Source organism: Snodgrassella sp. B3088 (assembly GCF_026535815.1).
In the GTDB taxonomy this organism is placed as follows: domain Bacteria; phylum Pseudomonadota; class Gammaproteobacteria; order Burkholderiales; family Neisseriaceae; genus Snodgrassella; species Snodgrassella alvi_E.
In genome coordinates this window covers 74,694-97,566 of the sequence record NZ_JAFNPG010000008.1, presented here as the reverse complement: position 1 = coordinate 97,566, position 22,873 = coordinate 74,694, and the positions used below count along the sequence as shown (strand labels likewise).

The following is a 22,873-nucleotide window of genomic DNA, read 5'->3' as shown; positions in this document are numbered from 1 at the left end:
AAAATAAATTATTACTGAGTGCCAATCAGTGGCAGTCAGACAACATTCAGAAAGAATAAAATGAGTAAACACCTTGCTATTCTTCCGGGGGATGGAATCGGTCCGGAAATTATTGCTCAGGCCGTCCGTGTTTTAGACAAACTGATTGCAGAAGGACTAGATGCAGATTATCAATATGCTCCATTAGGGGGTGCTGCCTATGATGAATACGGCCATCCTTATCCAGAATTTACTCAAAAAATCTGCCGCGCTGCAGACGCAGTGTTGCTTGGTGCAGTCGGTGGTCCACAGTACGACAGCCTTGAACGCCCACTGCGTCCCGAACGCGGACTACTTGCCATCCGAAAAGATCTCAACTTATTTGGCAATCTACGTCCAGCCATACTCTATCCTGAGCTGGCCAATGCTTCTACCCTAAAACCAGAAGTAGTATCTGGTCTAAATATTTTGATTGTGCGTGAACTAACCGGCGATATCTATTTTGGCGAACCACGCGGCATTCATACCTTGCCAAATGGCGAACGCGAAGGTATTAACACCATGCGTTACAGCGAAAGTGAAATTCGCCGTATCGGTAAGATTGCCTTTGAGGCAGCACAAAAACGCAATAAAAAACTTTGTTCAGTAGATAAGGCCAATGTATTGGAAACTACCGAGTTGTGGCGTGAAATCATGACCGATATGAATAAAGATTACCCTGATGTCAGCCTTAGCCACATGTATGTCGACAATGCAGCCATGCAACTTGTAAAAGCACCTAAGCAATTTGACGTTATTGTAACGGGTAACATATTTGGTGACATTCTTTCCGATCAAGCTTCTATGCTGTCCGGTTCCATAGGTATGCTCCCTTCAGCATCGCTCAACGAAACAGGTAAAGGCATGTATGAACCGTCACATGGTTCTGCACCCGATATTGCTGGCAAAAATTTGGCCAATCCGCTTGCCACCATTCTTTCACTAGCGATGCTGATGCGTTACAGCCTAAATAATGAGCAAGCCGCATTTAGAATCGAACAAGCAGTAGGCAAAGTATTGGCACAAGGGCTACGTACTGGTGACATCTATGAAGAAGGCTGCCAGCGTGTTTCATGCAGCCAAATGGGTGATGCTGTACTGGCTGCACTATAAGTCAATTGCACAAGCGCTTCAAATTACGTATATTTAACTTAACAGAGCATGCCAACTCTCTGTTAAGTTATTTTTTGTACAGCTGTTTTCTTTACTGAAATCGAATATCTTGAGCTACCGTTTAATACAACCAGCGCAACATCAAACTACAAACCTGCCTGCCGGCAGCTTGCCCGCACATCATGTTGGCTGTCCTTGCTGTGGCTTGTCATTAACTATTCCTGCTCTAATACCTGGCGAATCTGCCGAATGTCCGCGCTGCCAGCAGCGACTGGTTCGCATAGAAACTCACCCTCTTGATACTCCGATAGCATTTGCCATCGCCTCACTAATTATCATGACAATTGTATATACACAACTGTACATGACTATAGACATGCTTGGCATTCATGTTGACCTTACCATTCCCTATATAATGGGTACTTTAGCCCAGCAGGACTATTCAATACTGGCAGAAGTAATGTTTTTTCTCACTTTTGGTTCACCAGTTCTGTTTCTACTGCTGTGCCTGTACGTATATACCGGACTGCGTTATCAGCAAGTTCTACCTGGTATGCTGTACGCCACAAGAACACTAGTACGCCTGCGCCATTGGATTATGATAGACGTTTTTTATATAGCCACACTGGTGTCATACATTAAAATCAGTGCCATGGCACAAATGCATTTTGGGTTGGCATTCTGGTTTATGATGGTTTTAGCTATTCTATTGATTCGCACTTCTCAAGGCGTACCTGAACATTGGATTTTTTATCAGATACAGCGACTTACCGGAAACGATCCTACCAGACAAATCTACAGCGACCACACCATTAATTGCAATTACTGCTTGTTTGAACAACCAGATACCCAAAATGTCTGCGGTGTGTGTGGCTCTTATCTGAGCCGGCGCAAACCTCTCAGCCTCAGTATCAGCATGTCCTTTTTATTGGCTGCCATTATTTTTTATATTCCGGCCAATTTATTACCAATGATGATCACTCGTTCTCCAGGTACCAATCTTGCCAGCACCATTCTTGATGGTATCGAATACATGTGGAGTGATGGAGATGTATTTATCGCCGTCGTGATATTCAGTGCCAGTATGGCCATTCCTGTGCTTAAAATCATTTCTATGCTGATACTGCTCTATTCTGCAGCCTATCACCCGCTGATGTCCCCTCGCCGTTTAACCATTCTATATCGCATTACTGAATCAATTGGACGCTGGTCTATGATAGATATCTTTGTAGTAATCATACTGATGTCCGCATTCTCTACACCACTTGCCCACGTAGCGCCGGGTTCAGCTACCATATATTTCTGCGGCGTAGTAATCCTGACCATGGTCTCGGCACTTAGTTTCGATCCACGCTTAATCTGGGATGAGCAAAACAACAAGCCCAGCATCAAAACAGCGCAATAAGGCATACATCATGAGCCAAACCGAAAACGAAAACGAAACAACGCAAACTACAGCAATTGTAAAGCATAAACCTCCATTCAATGTACTGGTATGGATTATTCCTGCCCTAGCCTTACTCACTGGCGCATGGCTACTCATACAACATCTTCGCCATACAGGACCGGAAATTACCTTATATATCAATGATGCTGATGGAATTGCAATCAACTCAACAGAAATTAAAGTATTAAATGTTACGGTAGGCAAAGTCACATCAATCAGCATCAGTCCGGATGAAAAAGGTGTACAAATCAAAGCCAAAATGAATGCCGATGTCAAAAATATGCTGCGTAAAGATACACAGTTTTGGATAGTCAAACCACGCATCGATCAAAGCGGCATCACCGGACTGAACACACTGGTATCGGGTTCCTATATTGCCTTTACGCCTGGGCACAGCAAAGAAAAAGCTGAAACGTTTACCGTAGCAGATTTACCACCTGTTAGCGCCATTTCTCAGAGCGGCATCCGTCTGCGCCTTAAGGGTCACAGTGACAAACTGCTTACCCCCGGTAGCCCTGTTTTATATGGTGATATCAGTGCCGGCCAGATAGAAAAGGCCTATTTTGATCCCAAAGACAACAACGTTCACTACCAAATATATATCAACAGCCCTTACGACAGCCTTATTGGTGATAAAGTCAAATTTTGGCTCCAAACCGGTGTGCAGGTTACCGCATCTGGCGGCGGCGTCCATATCGACTCAGCACCATTACCTGCTCTTTTATCCGGTGCCATCGTATTTAAAACTATGTTTGAAGGCAAAGGTACACCTGTAGGCAATAATACAGAATTTACTCTATACAACAGCGAACGAGAACTAGACAACCTGCCTACCAAACGCGCCCAATATTACGTTGTTTTCTTCCAGCAATCCGTACGTGGCTTAAGTGTCGGGGCTCCAGTAGAGTATCAAGGCATTAATATTGGTTCCGTTGCCGACGTACCCTATTTTGCACTCAATGACAGCCATAAACTCTTTCAGCATGGCTGGGTACCCGTTCGGCTGCGTATCGAACCCGGGCGCATGGAAATTAATGCCAGTAAACAAGATGACAAAATCTGGCAGCAGCAAATTCAGCAGGCACTTAATCACGGTCTTTCTGCCTCGCTAGAAAAAGACAACTTAATCACTGGTAATCAATACATCAGCCTCACACAGGCTCAACCGGGGGAAACACTGCTCAAACCGCTCACACGCTATCAGGGATACACCGTTATCGGCAGCAATCGAACCGGATTAGATATGATTCAGAATCAACTTTCTGCCTTACTGACAAAACTCAATAACCTACCGATAGAACATTCCATGAAACAGCTGGACAGCACACTAGCACAGCTAAAAACCACACTGGCCAGCGCAGACAAACTGCTGGCACAGAATAAAACCCAGCAACTACCAGCAGAGCTTACCGCCACCTTGAAAGAATTGCGCACCACTCTGCAAGGTGTTTCCAGCACATCCCCACTTTATGGTGATATTCAGCAAACCCTGAAAAGTATAGATACTACTCTTAAAGAAGCACAGCCAACCTTGAAAACCCTCAGACAGCAACCAAACGCCCTTATCTTCAACCGTCGCGGCCATGATCCTGAACCTAAAGGAGCCAGATAATGAAAATCATACTATCACTTGTATGCACTGCTGCTCTGACCCTCACCGCGTGTGCTGGCACACCAGTGACCTATTATCAACTACCAGGCAGCAATTATCAGTTGCCCACCACAAGCCAGCGAATACCGGTACAGATAAAAGTTGTTCTGGCAGAACGACTCAATCAAGGTAATCTAGTGTATCAAGACAGTCCAACCACCCTTCAATTTACCCAGACACATTTATGGGCAGACGACTTGAGCAACGAAATCAAACTGGTTCTGGCTAATGAACTAAACAAAAAAAGCGAGCGATATTGGTTTACACCAGAAAACAAAACCAAAGCCACACTCACCGTATACATCCAATCTTTTCAGGGTAGCTATGATGGATATATAAACATCAATGGTTACAGCAGCTGGCAAGGAGCAACTGAAAACAACAAAAATTTCAATATCCATATTCCGCAGCAAGGTAATGGCTACAGCAACATGGTTAATGCACTAGCACAGGGACTATCCAACGTAGCACAAACCATAGCCCCTGCTGACTAAACTTATTTTCTCTTATCATTCGCACAAATTCGGCCAGTAAAACTATTGTTTAACTGGCCGAAATGCTTAATCGATTGTTTAAAAACATTGACTACACTAATTCATATTATCTATAACTTCAGTTAGAGCAAACCACAGAATGTCAACCGAGGGTATAACTGAAAAATTAAATTAAAAAATTCCTGCGAAAGAAAATCAGTCTATTTAAAGCATCAAACAATTTCATCGCCAGACAAGAAGAAAGATTTATAATAAAACACTTATTTCTTTTGAAAAAAAGCCATGAAACCTTTTATCGTTTCACAGATAGCCTGCTTCTTACTTTGTGCCTGTAGCATAGGAGTGCCTTCCAACGTCGCCATAGGTATAGGCGGAGGTAATCATAATTTCGGACTAGGCACGTCAATATATTTTCCTATTAAAACCAAGCCAATACCTGCAGAACCGCCTGCCATAGCAGGTACCGAAAAAAGCAGCTCTCCTACTGCCACTCCATCTGCTTCAAACAAGAAACAACCAGCAAGATAGCCTGTTTGGCAATACTGGCATTAAACTTAACAATCAATAAAACATAAACAAAATACCAAAGAGATAGACACTGCAAACTCAAAAAACACTTCCAAATCATGTAAATTCATAACAACATCAATACCTATGCCACAAAAACAAAATAGCTTTTAGACAAATTATGCCTAAACCGTATAAACCGTGCTAAACTCAACAGCAACTTAAATTAATTACTCAAAAATCAGAGTAAAACCTATGGCTGGCAATACTTTCGGGCAAATTTTTACTGTTACCACCTTTGGTGAAAGCCATGGTGCCGCACTTGGTTGCGTGATAGATGGGTGTCCGCCTGGAATGAATCTAAGTGAATTTGATATTCAACAAGATCTTGACAGACGAAAACCAGGCACTAGCCGCCATGTCACTCAGCGTCGTGAAGAAGATACTGTCGAAATACTTTCTGGTATATTTGAGGGCAAAACCACTGGTACACCCATCGGATTATTAATCAGAAATACCGATCAGCGTAGTAAAGATTATGGCGCTATTGCCCAAAGCTTTCGCCCCGGACATGCTGATTACACTTACTGGCACAAATACGGTATTCGCGATTTTCGTGGTGGTGGGCGTAGCTCTGCTCGCGAAACTGCCGCTCGAGTCGCTGCTGGTGCCATTGCCAAAAAATGGCTACGCGAACATTATCAAACTGAAATTGTTGCCTATATTACCCAAATTGGCGAAAAAAAAATACCATTCGAAAACGAAAGTTTTATAAACAACAATCCTTTTTTCGCTGCCAATCAGAGCCAGATTGAAGAACTGGAACAATACATGGACAGCATCCGCAAAGCCTGCGACTCTATCGGAGCTAAACTGCATGTTACTGCCCGTAATGTTCCAGTAGGTTTAGGCGAACCTGTATTTGATCGACTGGATGCCGATATAGCCCATGCCATGATGAGCATCAACGCCGTAAAAGGTGTTGAAATCGGAGCCGGATTTGAAAGTATTTGCCAAAAAGGCAGCGAACATGGAGACGAACTGACACCCGAAGGCTTTCTATCCAACAATGCTGGCGGTATACTTGGCGGAATTAGCAGTGGCCAAGATATTCACATTAATCTAGCCATCAAGCCTACCAGCAGCATCGCCACACCGCGACACTCTATCGACATTCATGGTCAACCAGTTATACTCGCCACCCATGGTCGCCATGATCCGTGTGTAGGTTTACGCGCCGCGCCGATTGCAGAAGCTATGCTTGCACTGGTATTGATAGATCATGCATTACGCCATCGAGCCCAGAATGCGGATATACAGGTAAATACACCAAATATTGCCCATCATAACCAATAGCCCACCAATATCTAGATGTAATTTTTATAGCCATCCATACATGTAATGAACTGAATCATCAACTGATTAATTCCAATTACTAAAGTGGCCGTAAACAACAAGGAAGTAACTATATGAGTCAAGAAACCGCTTTGGGTGCAGCCCTCAAATCAGCTGTACAAACCATGAGCAAGAAAAAACAAACTGATATGATTGCCGAACATATCTACCGTAAGTACGACGTATTCAAACATTTCAAACCATTGGCAATTGGTATTGATCAGGACTTAATCACAGCACTGCCACAATATGATCCAGCATTGATTGCGCGTGTACTAGCTAATCACTGTCGCCGGCCACGTTATATCAAATCTTTGGCACGCGGCGGCAAACGCTTTGACCTGAATAACCGCTTCAAAGGTGAAGTTTCACCAGAAGAACAAGCCATTGCTAAGCAACATCCCTCGATGCAAACCACCAAACCAGTTGCAGACAATACTTCAATCACTGAAAAAGAAGTTCTAGAACCTGGCCAAAGTATCGATAGCGAACAAACACAAAACTAGTACTACATATTTAACACACGAGCTTCATGCTCGTGTTTTCATATTATGCTCTTTGATAGCCACTGCCACCTTAACCATAGCCCACTTATTGAGAACCTGACTCAAGTGCTGCAGCTGGCTGCCGAAAAAAACATCAGCCACTTCCTCGTGCCAGCAACCAATCCTGACGACTGGATAGCCTCCCTTAATTTGGCACAATCTCAACCTTACATATACGCAGCAATCGGCATTCATCCATGGTATTTAGACAGCTTTAGCGATACTGCAATCGACAATCTGGAAAAATTGCTGCTTCAGCATTCACAAGCCTTAATTGGCGAAATCGGACTTGATTATGTTCATGCTGAAAATATAAATGATAAAAACCAACAAATTAACTGTTTCGAAGCCCAATTACAATTGGCCAAAACAACTCAGCGACCAACAATCATTCATCATGTACATGCTACAGCTGACTGTTTGCGCAGCATTAAACGCTGTGGTTTTACCAATGGAGGTATTGCACATGCATTTTCTGGAAGCATAGAAGAAGCGCAGGCATGGATTAAACAGGGTTTTCTAATTGGTGCCGGTTCTCTGCTTTTGCGCCCACAGGCTAAAAAAATACGCCAAATCGCCACATTGCTTCCTTTACAGCATCTGGTCATCGAAACAGATGCACCCTATATGTCCCCTAACCCTCAACACAGCAACAGTCCTGAGCATTTACTTCAGATAGCTAAAATCATAGCCAACTTGCGTAACATGCATTGGCAGGATATCGCCACTATCACCACTCAAAATATGTTTAAATTATTAAATATAAATTAAACTCTTATTTACAAAGATAATGTATTTAATCACTCATCTGGTACAGCCAGATCTTACTTAAATGCAATGAATTATAATTTCCAAACATGCTACACCCCGATTCCTCTGTAATTTTATGCATTTATTATTAAAATAAAGAACCCGCAGATAAACTAAATCATTTAAAATTAAACAAGGGGAAAATCTCCCCCTTGTTTAACTAAAATACTTAGATTAAAAATTGACTTGTGCACTGATATTATAGCGGCGTCCATCCAAAGTACGGCCATAATCTTGCTGATCAACTCTTTTATCAAAAATATTATAAATCCCACCACTCAGAATCAAATCTTTCCGAGGTTTATATACCAGTCCAGTATCCACAAAACCATAAGAAGGCTTACCAATCGCCATAGAAGTACGTGACAAATAATCTGAAGTACGACTGCGGAAATTCCAGCGCGCCCAACTAGAAAATTTTGTATTCGCATTCCAATTCAGCGTGGTATTGAACATATGTTTCGGCATCTCATTTAGCGGTTTACCACTAAACTGCCCACTTTTTTGCTCACTCCGAGTAAAAGTATAATTAGCAGACCAATCTACTTTAGGCGTAACTTTCCAGCCAAAAGTTGCCTCAATACCGCGCAAGAGCGCCTTATCCACATTTTCACGCTGACTTATGAAATCAAAATACTCATTTCGCCATGAGCAAGCATTTGAACCAGCCTTACCCTGACAAGTACGTACTTCTGTTATTTTATTTTTAAATTTAGTGTGATAAGCAGTCACCCCGCCGGACAAATTACGGTTATTATCCCAATTAAAACTGATTTCAAAATTATCTGATTTTTCTGGTTTCAATTTAGAATTACCCACAATCATCCCATTAGAATAACCACCACCAGTTGCCTGTCCCCAGCCATCTGACGCAGCTCGTAACGCCGGCGCCTTGTAGCCACGGGAATATCCTCCTTTAATCGTCCATTTTTCATTCGGCGTCCATACCCCATACAACTTCGGTGTTAACTCCGAACCATAATTTTCATCATGATCAAGACGTGCCGCACCAGTTAAAGCAAAAGTTGGCACAATACGCCACTCATCCTGACCAAAAACTGCCCAAGAATCACGCTCTAGTTTTGTTAACCTTCGTCCATTAATAATCAACTGATTACCGGAATCATTAAGCTGCTCTCGCTGCCATCTGCCACCAATACTTAGCGTATGCCGATGCAAGCGAAACTGAGTTTGCGTATTGAAAATAGTATTTTTTTCATGCATATCACGAGACGGGTTATCATTTTCCTCTCGCTGAACATATGATTGAGTATCAATATTTTCATAATATCCACGATGAGTGACACTATATTGATTACGGTCATATAGCGTATAGTCATCAGTTGGTTTAGCTCCGCGTCGCGGAGTCGGATCGATCGTTTTACCGACCTTACCATTACGATTCTGCAGACTGCGGCTGACTTCAAAATCAACCGTGTTACTATCATCAGGCGTCCAAGACAGCACAAAATCACCATTGCGCATACGCTGTTCTTTATAGCCACCAATAAACTTATCCTCATCCCGATGAGAATATCCTGCATTGGCTCGAATACCCAGACGCTCTTTAATCAGAGGACCGGAAACATACACACTACTTTGCAATATATTGCCACTATTGCTGTGCTGCTGAATCGTACCATCTGCTTTCACCGATCCTGTCCAGTCAGCAGCCGTTTTTTTCGTAATAATATTAATTACACCACCCATCGCATCAGAGCCATATAAAGCCGAAGCCGGTCCCCGAATCACTTCTATTCTCTGAATTGCAGATATGGGCGGCATCCACCCCTGTTCAATCCCCGGCCCATCAGAATTCGGGCGCACACCACGCGAATTTACACGCTTACCATCTATCAGCAACAGCGTATACGCGCCTGACATACCCCTGATACTAATGTCCTTAGTACTGCCGCCACCGGTTATCACCACACCCGGAACATCTTGCAAAGCATCAGTCACATCATGGTACTCTTTAGTTTCCAGCTCCTTAGCATTAATTACTGTAATTGAAGCTGCAGCATTTTTTGCCTGTTGCTTAAAACCAGATGCAGTCACCACTACATCAGCCAAATCCGCCTCCGCGGCATATAATGGAGAAACCAAAGTAGGCAGAAGCGCCAGCGAAAAAGAATGATGGACGAGTTTGCGCATACAAAAAATAGACTCCTGAAAATGATCACGCCAAAAAAAACGCTTAAACTAAAGCGTTACATTTACATAATGATAATAATAATCATTATGTAATTTAACATAAATAAACAATAAAAGCATTAAATTTATTGACAAAGCATCAATCAGAGCTACAACAAAGAAAGCAAGAATGACTATCTCAGACTCAATGAGCGCAATTAGAAAGGCAGCACAGCCCAGAAGATTCGATATTTTTATTTAAAACAAATCAGTTTTATTTATCTAAATGAGAATAAATAAAAAATCCCTGAATAAATCAGGGATTTTTCAAAAATGGCGGAGAGTAAGGGATTCGAACCCTTGATACAGGTTTTGCCCGTATACTCCCTTAGCAGGGGAGCGCCTTCGACCACTCGGCCAACTCTCCGTAGAGAAGTGCGAACTATACCCAATCGATGCTTTACTGTCAAACAATATTCGCGGCAAAACAGCCAGAAATATTAGAACAATTTCTAACACACTAACAGTAAAAGATATTTTCTTTTCGATAAAATCCATCATCAGCTTCATAATTTTATTACATAAAGCAAATACCTCCATAGCACAGACAATTCCAGCAAAGTATCAATCTCAAGCTAAAACTATTCCAATACAAATAGTAAAAACGATATTTTGTATTAACATAGCTACACGCCTAAAGGGTCAAAATTTGCTGCACTATACAAAAAAATGCTTTCCAAATTTCAGCCTGTCTTATCCAAGTGTAAATTACCCTGTTCTCATACCAAGGCTTCGGTATAATACCAAGCTTAATTACCTTAACCTGCTAATCATTGACAGGCCTGTTGTTTGTACAATTTATCGCACAACAATACAAAAATTTAAAAAATCTGGAGACTTGCATGAGTGCAATCATTGACATCTTTGCGCGTGAAATACTCGATTCACGTGGTAACCCTACAGTTGAATGTGATGTTTTACTAGAATCAGGCGTAATGGGCAGAGCCGCAGTACCGTCTGGTGCTTCAACCGGCGAAAAAGAAGCATTGGAACTGCGTGACGGAGACAAACAGCGTTATCTTGGTAAAGGGGTATTACACGCTGTAGAAAATGTTAATAATGAGATTGCACAAGCATTAATTGGCATCGATGCCAGCGAACAAAGCTACATTGATCAGATTATGATTGATTTGGATGGTACCGAAAATAAGGGTCGCCTTGGAGCCAATGCTACCCTCGCCGTATCACTGGCTGTCGCCCGTGCCGCTGCAGAAGATGCTGGTTTACCTTTATACAGATACATCGGTGGAGCCGGACCCATGTCTATGCCCGTGCCCATGATGAATGTTATTAATGGAGGTGCACATGCCAACAACAGTTTGGACATTCAAGAATTCATGATTATGCCGGTAGGTGCAGAATCTTTCCGTCAAGCTCTGCGATGCGGTGCAGAAGTTTTCCACCAGCTGAAAAAATTATGCAACGACAAAGGAATGTCTACTTGCGTTGGTGATGAAGGCGGCTTCGCACCCGATCTGTCCAGCCATGAAGAAGCAATCAAACTGATACTGTCTGCAGTAGAAGCCGCAGGCTATGAACCCGGCAAAGACATCGTTCTGGCTTTAGATTGTGCATCTAGTGAATTCTATAAAGATGGACATTACCAATTAACAGCAGAAGGACTGAACCTGACCAGTGCGCAATTTGCAGATTATCTTACAGAACTGGTGAACAAATATCCGATTGTCTCAATCGAAGATGGTATGAGTGAACACGATTGGGATGGCTGGAAATTATTAACAGAGCGATTGGGCAAAAAAGTACAGTTGGTAGGCGATGATTTATTTGTCACCAATCCCGCCATTTTAAGCGAAGGCATTGCTCAGGGACTAGCTAATTCATTACTCGTTAAAGTTAACCAGATTGGTACCTTATCAGAAACACTAAAAGCTGTAGATCTGGCGAAACGTTCAGGCTATACCAGTGTAATGAGCCATCGTTCAGGTGAAACTGAAGACAGCACCATTGCTGACTTAGCCGTGGGTACCAACTGCATGCAAATTAAAACTGGTTCCCTGTCACGTTCCGATCGAATCGCCAAATATAATCAATTGCTGCGAATTGAAGAAGAACTAGGTAGCGCTGCTTATTATCCAGGTAAAAAAGCCTTTTATCAGCTGGGCTAAAACGGATGTAGGCAAAACTGATAGGCAAATAAGATGAAGTGGGTAACCTGGGTACTGTTATTGGCACTGGCCAGTTTGCAATACGACCTGTGGATGGGACATGGCGGCTGGCAAGACATGTGGAAACTGGAAAAAAGTGTTGTTGCGCAAAATTCCAGTAATGAAGCATTGATACAACGCAATCGTGCCCTCACTGCTGAAGTTAAAGATCTTGCTGATGGAAAAGATGCAATCAACGAAATGGCTCGCGATAAACTGGGATATATACAAGAAGGCGAAGTATTTTACCGCTTTGTACCCTCTGGAACGCTCACAACCATAACTGATACATCAGCCACCATACCCACAAGATGACATATCAATAATTACCCAGATAAACAGCTTTCATTAATGAAAGCTGTTTTTATTAACAGATATGATATGTCATTTAATTTGTATCAAATCTAAATTTCATATTACCAAATTCAGTTGTATACCTACGACAGCTACTAGCCATTTCAGGTCGATATTAAAGCATAAAGCAGTAATATAGATAGCCAGTATATTTAACCATCAGTATGATGATATAAATCACAGGCGCACGTTGCACATAAGTAGGAAATAAAAAGGCAGATAAATGATATCTATTCAGAAAACAAGTTACGGTCTCAATGTTGTATTGCATAACGACTTTACACTTAAAGACTTCAATCAACTGGAAGAAGCATTATTATCAGCCATTAATCAAAAACAACAGCCTGATTTATTGCTGGATTTGAGCCAAATGAAAGACTTTACCATCGATATGGCTCTAGAACATCTACGATTTTTACGCCAACATGCACATGACTTCGGCCGTACCGCTATCGTTGTTGAAGACATATGGATTCGGCTTGGTGCACGTTTTGCCAATCTATTGACATTGCAACACCCAAAATACTTTAGTGAAATCGAACCAGCACAAAGATGGCTAGAGCAGAATGCTCAAACCACAACTGTTATTGGTAACAATCATTAAATGCATCAATTTAAATTGATATATTCTACTTTTACCAAATAAACCTATTCCAAAAATAATAAAATATTTAGCATAATTAATCACAATAGGTTTATCCAATTAGAAATGGTCTGAGCAAGTACTTCCGGTTGCTCCAAGGGAATCATATGCCCGCAATTGTTAATGACTTTAAGGCTGGCCTGTGGTATAAATTCCTGCAACTCTTGTGCCTCATTCAAAGAGCGCATCTGATCCTGTGCTGCAGCAATAACCAGAGTTGGACAAGAAATTTTCTGGTCAGTTGGCGTTGCCCGATTGAGCAGCGACTGTCGTTTTAAAACCTCAAACCCTAAACGTTCACTCATACCACGAATACGGGCAATTAAATCCATATTATTCTGATTATCCGGACGCAAAGTCTGCATAATGGCTTTGTTTCCTAATCCTCGAAAATGTAAATGTTGCTGAATCTCTAATGTATTCAGCTTAGCCGTATGCTGTTCAGGAGTATCTTCACGTAATGACGATGCGATTAACACCAGAGCGGCAACCCGTTGCGGATATCTTGCAGCTAAAGCCCTTGCAACAAATCCACCCAGAGAAAAACCAATCAGTACAAACCGTTTCGGTGCAAAAGCTGCTATATTCTCCGCCATTGTTTCAATATTTTCACCCTTGGACAAGGAAGCACAGCATACAGATTGAGAAACAGGTAAACAAGATTTCATCTCATCCCATAATGTTTCATCCAGCATAAAGCCGGGAATACATACCCAGGGTAAAAAGCCTTGGTCGGACATTTTATAATTCACCATCAAAAAAAATTATTTTTACAAATTAAATATCAGCTTAATTTCTACTCTGCCCACTAACAAATCAAAACAGGTATTTTGTATTCTGCACATAAATAAAAATACAGCAGGCTTAATATATCAGTATTCTATATCAACTCAAGCTAAAGCATTTAAAGCAAAACAGCGAGCCATTTTTCAAGATAACAATCATTAATTGTCTCTATTTCCCTAGCAAGCAGAAATACCATTACAAATACTCACTTTAGCAAGTAATTAGTATTTTCAACCAACGCTATCATCAATCACCGCGCCCTACACATGCACAAAATTTCTCAACCACATCCTCTGAATAATAAACATTATGCCATCCTGCATAGATGCAATACATATAACTATATCCGCACCTTAAACCTCAACATTCACAGCAAAATTGACTTGACACAGCACATATCGCAAAATTAAACATTCATTAACATTATTAATTGATTGAGAGGAAATCATGACCCAAAATTTTATTTTAACCAGTTCCGAATTTAAAAATGGCGATACCGTTGATTCCTCCTATCAAAGTGACCGAGATAATCAGTCGCCAGCATTAGCATGGCAGAATGCACCGGCCGGAACCAAAAGTTTTGCAATTCAATGTCATGATCCGGATGCACCAACTGGAGGTGCAGGCTGGTGGCACTGGATGGCAGTCAATCTTCCTAAAGACGTAACCGAATTACAACGCAATGCCGGAGCAGCAGATGGGCAAAATCTTCCCTTAGGTGCACAGCAACTACGTAATGACACAGGAACCCTAGGTTATTCAGGATTCTACCCACCGGAAGGCACTCCGCCCCATCGTTATATTTTTACCATTTATGCTTTAGATACCAATAAAATTGATTTGCCGACGGATGTAACAACCAGCCATGCAGGTTTTATAATCAACAGCCATGCTATTGCTCAAGCTTCGATTACTATTTACTACGGTCGATAATTAATTCAATAATATTAATTTATCACCAAATATAAAAAAGGTTGGCCTTCAAAGACCAACCTTTTATTCATAATTTTTCTTCAATCTTCTATGGGTTTTTCTTTTGCCACCGTATCTATCAGATGCGAAATACTCATACCCCGTTCAAGAGAATCGTCATAAATAAACGTCAATTCAGGTGTTCGGAAAAGAGTAATTCGCCGCGCCAGTTCACTGCGCAAATAGCCTCTAGCATGTTCTAAAGCTTCTTCAGTAACAGCACGTGTAGCATCATCCAGCACCGTATAATAAATAGTAGCGTGGCTATAATCACGAGTTACTTCAACTTCATTAATCGTAATAAAACCGGCTCTCGGGTCTTTCAGACCCACACGTACCAAATTGGCCAACTCACGCATAATTTGCTCTTTGACACGATCCTGACGTGCATAACCGCGTTGTGGTTTGCGCATAATCATTCCTTTCTATGAACAGGCAAAGAATACAGGCAGCCCAAAATATCCTTTTAGGCTGCCTGTTACTGCTCATTATCTTCAAAGTTTACGGGCAACCTCAACCACTTCAAATGCTTCCAGCTGATCACCTTCCATAATGTCATTATAGTTTTTCAGCATCAAACCACATTCAAAGCCCTGCCGTACTTCTTTAACGTCGTCTTTGAAACGTTTTAATGAAGCCAGTTCGCCAGTATGAACAACCACATTATTACGAATCAAGCGTACATGCGAGTCACGTTTAATTAAACCATCCGTAACCATACAACCAGCAATATTGCCTACCTTAGATACCGTAATAACCTGACGGATTTCTACCGTACCGATTACATTTTCTTTCTGCTCAGGTGCCAACATGCCACTCAAAGCAGCTTTCACATCATCAATAGCATCATAGATAATGTTGTAATAGCGGATTTCAATACCTTCATGCTCAGCCAGTTTGCGTGCAGTAGCATCAGCACGGACATTAAAGCCAATAATCACAGCACCGGATGCAATCGCCAAATTAACATCAGATTCGCTTACGCCACCTACACCACTGTGCAATACATCTACACGTACTTCATCAGTAGATAGTTTACGCAAGCTTCCAGCCAAAGCCTCATAAGAACCCTGTACATCGGCTTTAATGATAATCGGCAGACTTTGTGCCTGATTTTCACCCATGTTATTAAACATGTTTTCCAGTTTTGCTGCCTGTTGCTTGGCTAAGCGTACATCGCGGTATTTACCCTGACGGAACAATGCAATTTCACGAGCTCTTTTCTCATCTGCCAGTACGATGAAATCTTCACCCGCATTAGGCACATCAGATAATCCCAGAATTTCAACTGGAATAGATGGGCCGGCAGCAGCAATAGTTTTGCCATTCTCATCCACCATAGCACGTACACGACCGAAAGTTGTACCGGCCAGCACCACATCACCTTTGTGCAGAGTACCACTTTGTACAAGCAAAGTTGCCACAGCACCACGCCCTTTATCCAGCCGTGATTCAACAACAATACCTTTAGCAGCAGCATCAACCGGTGCTTTCAGTTCCAGCACATCCGCTTCGAGCAGTACTGCTTCCAGTAAAGCGTCAATATTCGTACCCTGCTTAGCAGAAACATCGATGAACTGTACATCACCACCCCATGAATCCGGCACCACCTCATGTGCCGTTAGTTCTTGGCGAATACGTTCCGGATTAGCGCCTTCTTTATCAATCTTGTTTACAGCCACAACCAAAGGTACTTTGGCTGCTTTAGCGTGAGCAATCGCTTCTATCGTCTGTGGCATTACGCCGTCATCGGCAGCCACAACCAAAATAACGATATCAGTAGCCTGAGCACCACGAGCGCGCATAGCCGTAAATGCTTCATGCCCCGGAGTATCCAAAAAGGTAATCACACCACGAGGCGTTTCAACATGATAAGCACCGATGTGCTGAGTAATACCACCGGCCTCACCCTGTACCACACGGGCACGGCGAATATAATCCAATAAAGAAGTTTTACCATGGTCTACGTGACCCATTACTGTCACCACCGGTGGACGTGGCAATGCTTCAGCTTCAGTAACAGTCGTATCCTCATCCAGAAATGCTTCAGGATCATCTGCTGCCGCAGCCTTACCGATATGACCCATTTCTTCCACAACAATCAGGGCGGTCTCCTGATCCAATGACTGATTAATGGTCACCATCATACCCATCTTCATCAGGGTCTTAATCACTTCAGCTGCTTTAACAGCCATTTTATGAGCCAGCTCCGCCGCCGTGATGGTTTCTGGTACCAGCACTTCATGTACTACCGGTTCTGTAGGTGCTTGGAATGCATGCTGATTCGGCTCTAGTTTAAGCTGTTTCTTACCACCTTTTTTACCACCACGTCTACGGCTGTCTTCGCCATTACCCATATCTGTTCCGCGACGGTTTTTACCTCCGCGAGCAGATTTATTTTTAGGCATATCATCTTCACGCTGATGACGTTGCTCATCTTTTTTGCGCCGTGAACCTGAATCAGTCCCGCTATCCGCAGCTTTGACAGAAGCACTGCTAACCGATTTCTTCTCAGTCGGTTTGGCTGAACGTACTTCTGCAGATTTCTGCTCGCTGGCGGCTTTGCTTTGTTCCATAGCTTGTTGCTTGGCCGCTTCTCGGCGCGCCTGACGCTCTTGCTTCTGTTTCAGCAGCATTTCACGCTGTTCTCGTAAAGCCTCTGCTCGACGTGCTTCTTCATCGCGTTGAGCTTGCTCTTCCGGACTAATAATCGGTTTGGCTGCTTCGGCCACCAAAGCAGCCAAATCCACTTTCTTCGCATTATTACGATTACGATTGCGTTTGGATTTGTGCTGCTCATTTTTATCTGCTGCTTTTTTATCAGCAGGAACTTCTGCCTTAGGAGCTACCACTTCAACCTGCTGTTGTTTAACTTCTTGTTGTTTAACTTCTTGTTGTTTCACTTCCTGTTTTACCACTTCTGTCTGCACAGCCTCCGCTTTAGGTTTTTGTTCGGTTTTACTGGCCGTGGCTGCTGCTTTCAAACGCGCCGCCTCTGCAGCTGCGGCAGCAGCAGATTCTTCTCTGCGTTTTGCTTCAGCCTGCTCTTCAGCGGCTTTTTTCGCCTGTAGCTCAGCTTCAGTATCTACCTTAACTGGTTCTGATTCATGTTTAACAGGTGCCTGCTTTTCTTCAGACAAACTGACCTGCTGTTCTTCAGGTGGCACTACAATACGGCGACGACGACGGGTTTCAACCTGTACCCCACCTACCGTACTCTTTTCGGCCTGCTTCTTACGATTCAGTGTGATGGTACTGGCAGACTGACTACCATTAGACTGCTTTAAATAAACCAGCAATTGTTTCTTATCTTCAGCAGTCAGTTTATCTGACGCTGTCTGTTTATGTACTCCTGCTTCGGCCAGCTGTGTCAACAGTCTAGTAGTAGACATATGTAGCTCCGAGGCAAATTGTTCTACAGTTATTTGATTACTCATTCGCGTACCCTCATACTTCGTCAAACCAGTGGGCGCGTGCAGCCATCACCACTTTCTTGGCGGTTTCCTCATCAATGCCAGTAATTTCAATCAGTTCGTCAACTGATAGCTCAGCCAGATCATCACGGGTTTTAATTCCCTCATTAGCCAAATCATGCAGCATCTCCTGATCGACACCCTCAAGATTTTTCAGGTCTTCATCCATGCGTTCCAGCTGCTCTTCAGAGGCAATAGCCAGAGTCAGAATCGCATCACGAGCACGGTTACGCAACTCTTCAACTGTACTTTCATCAAAACCTTCAATTTCCAGCATTTCCTGAACAGGCACGTAAGCCACTTCTTCCAGACTGGTAAATCCTTCTTGAACTAGCACTTCGGCCACATTTTCATCAACGCCAAGATTGTTTATAAAGAGTTCACGAATAGCCTTATCTTCGGCTTCGTGGCGTTCCTGCGCCTCTTCCACAGTCATAATATTCAGTTGCCAGCCAGTCAGTTCTGCGGCAAGTCGTACATTTTGACCACCACGACCAATCGCCAGTGCCAACTGGTCTTCAGCCACAATCACATCTACAGAATGGTGATCTTCATCAATCAGAATGCGCGTAACCTCAGCCGGACTTAATGCATTAATCACAAATTGAGCGGTTTCAGGTGACCACAAAACCACATCTATACGTTCACCAGCCAGCTCCTCAGTAACCGCATTCACACGAGAACCACGAACACCGATACAGGTGCCTTGCGGATCAATGCGGGCATCATTTGATTTCACCGCTATTTTGGCGCGTAAGCCAGGATCACGAGTGACTTCTTTAATTTCTAGCAGACCGTCCTCAATTTCGGGCACTTCCATTTCAAACAGTTTCAGCAAAAATTCACGCGAAATACGCGTCAGGATAACCTGATTGCGATTGCCGATCTGGTCGACACGTAAAAACAGAGCTCTTACACGGTCTCCATTTCGAAAATTTTCCCGAGGAATCATCTGATCACGCGGCAGCAATGCTTCCAATCGTCCGATTTCCACAATAGCACCATGCCGTTCCATACGTTTAATCGTACCAAGAACCAGATTATCTTTGCGTTGTAAGAATTCATTTAAAATCTGTTCGCGTTCTGCATCACGGATGCGCTGCAGAATAACCTGCTTAGCGGTCTGGGCACCAATCCGGCCAAATTCAACATTCTCAATTGGCTCTTCATAATATTCACCAATTTGGAGCGTTGTATCCGGAATTTCTTCCTGTATTTCTTCAATCGTTTTCTGAATATCCGGATACGTATAATCCTCATCCGCCACAATCAGCCAGCGGCGAAAACTGCGGTAATCGCCAGTATTGCGATCAATCACTACCCGCACATCCATATTTTCACGCTCGGTTTTTTTCTTAGCTGCACTGGCCAGAGCAAACTCCAGTGCACTAAATACTACTTCTGTATCAACGTTTTTCTCACTTGCCAAAGCTTCGGCCAGTAGTAAAATTTCACGACTCATTTAATTCTCCTTGCAAGCCTGCGCTTACAACAATATGAAAATTTAATTTAAAAATCAAACTCTGGCTTTAAACGTGCTTTGTCAACATTCTGCCATTCAATACATACCGTTTTACCGGCTGCAACCGCTGCACGTTTGGCCCTGCGTATTTCATTCGCCTCTTCCAGCGTAATACTAATCAAACCATTATCATCAATACCATTGATGCGACCGATAAAATTTTTCTGGCCATCAATCGGCAAACGGGTTTTAATCTTAGCCAGTTGTCCTGCAAAACGTGCAAAATCAGCAGGCTTAGTCAGCGGACGATCCAAACCAGGACTGGAAATTTCCAGACGCTGATAATCAACATCTTCCACCGCCAATACACGACTTAAGTGGTTGCTAACAGCCACACAATCATCCAGAGAAATGCCGCCTTCAGCTTTATCAATAAAGACCCGTAAATCTCCTTGCGAAGTCAGCTCATAATTCACCAACTCATAGCCCAGACCTGGCAAAGTTTTTTCCAAAATGCCCTGAATATCCATCTGTGCTCCGTAAAAACAAAAAAATGGCCTCAGGGCCATTTCTCAATAATTCGAAAAATTTCTTTATTTTAACTCATTGTTGAAAAAAAAGAAACCACCTGCCATTATTTTGATTGTCCATATCATACGATAAAACTAGACATATCAATCAATTGTATCGGTTCTTATATTCTTACAACTTCTTAATAGTTCAATCTTAAAAACTTTTAGCTTAACCCTTGGTTTTATTACAACAATACTTGTTACTACCTTAACTTAAACTGTCTGAAAACAGCATATTTACCACAAATAAGCACTCATTGCACACCAAGAGCACACATCAAGGTCTAATAAACAAAAAATCTATAAAAACCCAATATTAAGGGATTGGCTAAACCCCATGTTAAGACTAAACTGCTCCCCCTGTTAAACACATCAATAGGGTAAATAAATGCGTATACAGTTTTCTGCCAATACGACAATGACACTTGCAGCATTGGGCATTGTCTACGGCGATATTGGCACCAGCCCTCTGTATGCCTTAAAAGAAAGCTTTCGCGCATCTTCTTTAGCGCCCATTGAAGCAAATATATTAGGTTTTGTTTCTCTTATTCTCTGGTCATTGCTTCTAATAGTCACCTTGAAATATGTACTTTTTATTTTGCGAGCTGACAACAATGGTGAAGGTGGAGTGGTAGTCCTCATGCAACAGGCTATGCGGCATCTAAAAGGGAAACCAGTCTGGATTGCCATGATGATGGGGCTTACCGGCACAGCATTATTTTATGGCGATGCCATGATTACCCCTGCTGTTTCTGTACTTTCAGCTGCTGAAGGCCTGACCGTCATCAATGAAAGCTTTCGGCCATACGTAATGCCGATAGCACTGGCAATCCTATTCGGATTATTTCTGATACAAAAAAAGGGCACTCATAAAATCGGCAAATTGTTTGGCCCTGTTATGCTAGTTTGGTTTAGTGCCATCGGCTTGATAGGTCTCTATCAGATAGTACAGGCACCAAGAATAATTCTGGCATTCAATCCCTACTATGGCATCAAATTTGCCATCGATCATGGCTGGGATGGCTTTATCGGATTGGGTTGTGTTGTATTAGCTGTTACTGGTGCTGAAGCTTTATATGCCGATATGGGGCATTTTGGTCGCCAGCCCATTCAAACAGCATGGATTAAAATAGTGTTGCCAAGCCTGATAGTCAATTATCTGGGACAGGGAGCATTGATTATGCATAACCCAACGGCAATTAACAACCCTTTCTATTTGAGTGCTCCACACTGGTTATTAATCCCATTAATCATACTTGCTACCTTCGCAACCATTATTGCCAGTCAAGCTGTTATAGCTGGTGCCTATTCTCTCACTCGTCAGGCCATTCAGCTTGGATTCGCACCACGCATGAACATCATCCATACCAATAATGAAGAAATTGGTCAGATATATCTGCCATTAGTCAACTGGTTATTACTAACTGCCGTTACCTTAGTTGTGTTGGCTTTTCATGATTCTGAACATCTAGCCTCAGCCTACGGCATTGCCGTTACCGGAACCATGGTCATTACCTCATGCCTGTTTTGTGTTGTCATGATTAAAAACTGGCACTGGCCTATACCCATTGCAGTAATGCTTACCTCATTGTTCCTTTGCTTTGATCTGGTTTTTTTCAGCAGCAATCTATTGAAACTTATTCATGGAGGTTGGTTTCCCGTAATGGTAGCTTTGATTGTCGTTACTCTTTTTTCAACCTGGCGCCGTGGACAATGGCAATTGCATCAAGCACAGCAAAGCAAAGAATTTTCACTTGATAACTTTGTCGAAAATCTACATGACTTCCCACCACAGATAGTTACAGGTAATGCCGTATTTATGGTATCAGATCCATTCAGCGTACCTCGCGCATTACTTCATAACCTTAAACATAATAAAGTCTTACATAGCTACAATGTCTTACTCAGTATCAAAACCAAAGAAATACCTTATATCGCCGATAATGAACGCATTGCCATGAAGCAAATAGGGCCACGTTTTACCCGCGTAATTGCAAATTACGGATTTCAGGAAACCGCCAACATTAGCCACATTCTGTCATTGATGGCCGAACAAGGCATCACACTTGATACCATGGATACATCGTTTTTTCTTTCTCATGACAGCATCGTCGTTGCTGCTCGAACCAAACATGGCAATATGGGACGCTTACGCGCCCGCATATTTAAATGGCTATATAAAAACAGCGCAACAGCTACAAACTACTACCATATCCCTGCTAACCGTGTAGTCGAACTGGGCGCTCAAGTAGTCATTTAACCAACATACCCGT

At 42.6% G+C, this 22,873-nt stretch carries 19 protein-coding genes and 1 tRNA gene; 13 read left to right on the top strand and 7 right to left on the bottom strand.

Translation table 11 applies throughout. The features are described from left to right. Positions 1-60: 60 nt before the first annotated feature. The 8 genes from leuB (at position 61) to J3U75_RS06400 (ending at position 7,941) form a co-directional block, all read left to right on the top strand. On the top strand, positions 61-1,131 hold the full coding sequence (leuB, locus tag J3U75_RS06435; protein WP_267391112.1) for a 3-isopropylmalate dehydrogenase: 1,071 nt from the start codon (positions 61-63) through the stop codon (positions 1,129-1,131). Positions 1,132-1,240: 109 nt separating this feature from the next. Then, a complete protein-coding gene (locus J3U75_RS06430; RefSeq protein ID WP_267391111.1) occupies positions 1,241-2,536 on the top strand; it encodes a paraquat-inducible protein A in 1,296 nt (431 codons plus the stop codon). Between the two features lie 10 nt (positions 2,537-2,546). Continuing rightward, on the top strand, positions 2,547-4,190 hold the full coding sequence (gene pqiB, locus J3U75_RS06425; RefSeq protein WP_267391110.1) for an intermembrane transport protein PqiB: 1,644 nt from the start codon (positions 2,547-2,549) through the stop codon (positions 4,188-4,190). After that, entirely contained in the window at positions 4,190-4,723 is a 534-nt protein-coding gene (locus tag J3U75_RS06420) for a PqiC family protein (protein ID WP_267391108.1), read from the top strand. Before pqiB ends, J3U75_RS06420 begins: the two co-directional genes overlap by 1 nt. Before the next feature lie 282 nt (positions 4,724-5,005). Next, positions 5,006-5,251 carry a hypothetical protein gene (locus J3U75_RS06415; protein ID WP_267391107.1) on the top strand — a complete coding sequence of 82 codons (246 nt, stop codon included), beginning with the start codon at positions 5,006-5,008 and terminating at the stop codon, positions 5,249-5,251. A gap of 234 nt (positions 5,252-5,485) precedes the next feature. Further along, a complete protein-coding gene (gene aroC, locus J3U75_RS06410; protein ID WP_100152036.1) occupies positions 5,486-6,586 on the top strand; it encodes a chorismate synthase in 1,101 nt (366 codons plus the stop codon). A 113-nt stretch (positions 6,587-6,699) separates the two neighbouring features. Further along, the gene (locus tag J3U75_RS06405; protein ID WP_267391105.1) at positions 6,700-7,131 is read left to right on the top strand and encodes a ProQ/FINO family protein; all 432 of its coding nucleotides are present in this window, start codon (positions 6,700-6,702) and stop codon (positions 7,129-7,131) included. Positions 7,132-7,176: 45 nt separating this feature from the next. Beyond that, a complete protein-coding gene (locus J3U75_RS06400) occupies positions 7,177-7,941 on the top strand; it encodes a TatD family hydrolase (protein WP_267391104.1) in 765 nt (254 codons plus the stop codon). A 213-nt stretch (positions 7,942-8,154) separates the two neighbouring features. Here J3U75_RS06400 and J3U75_RS06395 read toward each other — a convergent pair whose 3' ends face one another. Together J3U75_RS06395 and J3U75_RS06390 are read right to left on the bottom strand one after the other, a co-directional pair. Further along, entirely contained in the window at positions 8,155-10,134 is a 1,980-nt protein-coding gene (locus J3U75_RS06395; protein WP_267391103.1) for a ligand-gated channel protein, read from the bottom strand. A 313-nt stretch (positions 10,135-10,447) separates the two neighbouring features. Then, positions 10,448-10,540 (bottom strand) — tRNA-Ser (locus J3U75_RS06390). Positions 10,541-11,015: 475 nt separating this feature from the next. On the opposite strand from J3U75_RS06390, the gene eno reads away from it, so the two are divergent. The 3 genes from eno (at position 11,016) to J3U75_RS06375 (ending at position 13,296) form a co-directional block, all read left to right on the top strand. Continuing rightward, entirely contained in the window at positions 11,016-12,299 is a 1,284-nt protein-coding gene (gene eno / locus J3U75_RS06385; protein WP_100141299.1) for a phosphopyruvate hydratase, read from the top strand. A gap of 33 nt (positions 12,300-12,332) precedes the next feature. Then, the gene (ftsB, locus tag J3U75_RS06380; RefSeq protein WP_267391102.1) at positions 12,333-12,653 is read left to right on the top strand and encodes a cell division protein FtsB; all 321 of its coding nucleotides are present in this window, start codon (positions 12,333-12,335) and stop codon (positions 12,651-12,653) included. A gap of 262 nt (positions 12,654-12,915) precedes the next feature. Next, a complete protein-coding gene (locus J3U75_RS06375) occupies positions 12,916-13,296 on the top strand; it encodes an STAS/SEC14 domain-containing protein (RefSeq protein WP_267391101.1) in 381 nt (126 codons plus the stop codon). 80 nt (positions 13,297-13,376) lie between these two features. Here J3U75_RS06375 and J3U75_RS06370 read toward each other — a convergent pair whose 3' ends face one another. Then, positions 13,377-14,075, bottom strand: coding sequence for an alpha/beta fold hydrolase (locus tag J3U75_RS06370; protein WP_267391100.1), 699 nt, complete (start codon positions 14,073-14,075; stop codon positions 13,377-13,379). Between the two features lie 493 nt (positions 14,076-14,568). Here J3U75_RS06370 and J3U75_RS06365 point away from each other — a divergent pair, with 493 nt between their 5' ends. Continuing rightward, positions 14,569-15,054, top strand: a complete 486-nt coding sequence (locus J3U75_RS06365; protein ID WP_267391099.1) for a YbhB/YbcL family Raf kinase inhibitor-like protein — start codon at positions 14,569-14,571, stop codon at positions 15,052-15,054. An 80-nt stretch (positions 15,055-15,134) separates the two neighbouring features. Here J3U75_RS06365 and rbfA read toward each other — a convergent pair whose 3' ends face one another. The 4 genes from rbfA to rimP all read right to left on the bottom strand — a co-directional run bounded on the left by rbfA (position 15,135) and on the right by rimP (position 20,558). After that, entirely contained in the window at positions 15,135-15,506 is a 372-nt protein-coding gene (gene rbfA, locus J3U75_RS06360; RefSeq protein ID WP_100141364.1) for a 30S ribosome-binding factor RbfA, read from the bottom strand. 81 nt (positions 15,507-15,587) lie between these two features. Next, positions 15,588-18,530 (bottom strand): translation initiation factor IF-2, encoded by a 2,943-nt coding sequence (gene infB, locus J3U75_RS06355; protein ID WP_267391098.1) that lies wholly within the window; start codon positions 18,528-18,530, stop codon positions 15,588-15,590. A gap of 10 nt (positions 18,531-18,540) precedes the next feature. Further along, a complete protein-coding gene (gene nusA, locus J3U75_RS06350; RefSeq protein ID WP_100141305.1) occupies positions 18,541-20,028 on the bottom strand; it encodes a transcription termination factor NusA in 1,488 nt (495 codons plus the stop codon). Between the two features lie 47 nt (positions 20,029-20,075). Beyond that, a complete protein-coding gene (rimP, locus tag J3U75_RS06345) occupies positions 20,076-20,558 on the bottom strand; it encodes a ribosome maturation factor RimP (RefSeq protein WP_100141306.1) in 483 nt (160 codons plus the stop codon). A gap of 430 nt (positions 20,559-20,988) precedes the next feature. On the opposite strand from rimP, the gene J3U75_RS06340 reads away from it, so the two are divergent. Then, positions 20,989-22,860, top strand: a complete 1,872-nt coding sequence (locus J3U75_RS06340) for a potassium transporter Kup (RefSeq protein WP_267391097.1) — start codon at positions 20,989-20,991, stop codon at positions 22,858-22,860. Positions 22,861-22,873 lie beyond the last annotated feature (13 nt).

Bases quoted from the DNA above. Each gene is read 5' to 3' on its own strand.
- leuB (WP_267391112.1), top strand. From the start codon at position 61: ATGAGTAAACACCTTGCTATTCTTCCGGGGGATGGAATCGGTCCGGAA.
- pqiB (WP_267391110.1), top strand. From the start codon at position 2,547: ATGAGCCAAACCGAAAACGAAAACGAAACAACGCAAACTACAGCAATT.
- J3U75_RS06420 (WP_267391108.1), top strand. From the start codon at position 4,190: ATGAAAATCATACTATCACTTGTATGCACTGCTGCTCTGACCCTCACC.
- J3U75_RS06415 (WP_267391107.1), top strand. From the start codon at position 5,006: ATGAAACCTTTTATCGTTTCACAGATAGCCTGCTTCTTACTTTGTGCC.
- aroC (WP_100152036.1), top strand. From the start codon at position 5,486: ATGGCTGGCAATACTTTCGGGCAAATTTTTACTGTTACCACCTTTGGT.
- J3U75_RS06405 (WP_267391105.1), top strand. From the start codon at position 6,700: ATGAGTCAAGAAACCGCTTTGGGTGCAGCCCTCAAATCAGCTGTACAA.
- J3U75_RS06400 (WP_267391104.1), top strand. From the start codon at position 7,177: ATGCTCTTTGATAGCCACTGCCACCTTAACCATAGCCCACTTATTGAG.
- J3U75_RS06395 (WP_267391103.1), bottom strand. From the start codon at position 10,134: ATGCGCAAACTCGTCCATCATTCTTTTTCGCTGGCGCTTCTGCCTACT.
- eno (WP_100141299.1), top strand. From the start codon at position 11,016: ATGAGTGCAATCATTGACATCTTTGCGCGTGAAATACTCGATTCACGT.
- ftsB (WP_267391102.1), top strand. From the start codon at position 12,333: ATGAAGTGGGTAACCTGGGTACTGTTATTGGCACTGGCCAGTTTGCAA.
- J3U75_RS06375 (WP_267391101.1), top strand. From the start codon at position 12,916: ATGATATCTATTCAGAAAACAAGTTACGGTCTCAATGTTGTATTGCAT.
- J3U75_RS06370 (WP_267391100.1), bottom strand. From the start codon at position 14,075: ATGTCCGACCAAGGCTTTTTACCCTGGGTATGTATTCCCGGCTTTATG.
- J3U75_RS06365 (WP_267391099.1), top strand. From the start codon at position 14,569: ATGACCCAAAATTTTATTTTAACCAGTTCCGAATTTAAAAATGGCGAT.
- rbfA (WP_100141364.1), bottom strand. From the start codon at position 15,506: ATGCGCAAACCACAACGCGGTTATGCACGTCAGGATCGTGTCAAAGAG.
- infB (WP_267391098.1), bottom strand. From the start codon at position 18,530: ATGAGTAATCAAATAACTGTAGAACAATTTGCCTCGGAGCTACATATG.
- nusA (WP_100141305.1), bottom strand. From the start codon at position 20,028: ATGAGTCGTGAAATTTTACTACTGGCCGAAGCTTTGGCAAGTGAGAAA.
- rimP (WP_100141306.1), bottom strand. From the start codon at position 20,558: ATGGATATTCAGGGCATTTTGGAAAAAACTTTGCCAGGTCTGGGCTAT.
- J3U75_RS06340 (WP_267391097.1), top strand. From the start codon at position 20,989: ATGCGTATACAGTTTTCTGCCAATACGACAATGACACTTGCAGCATTG.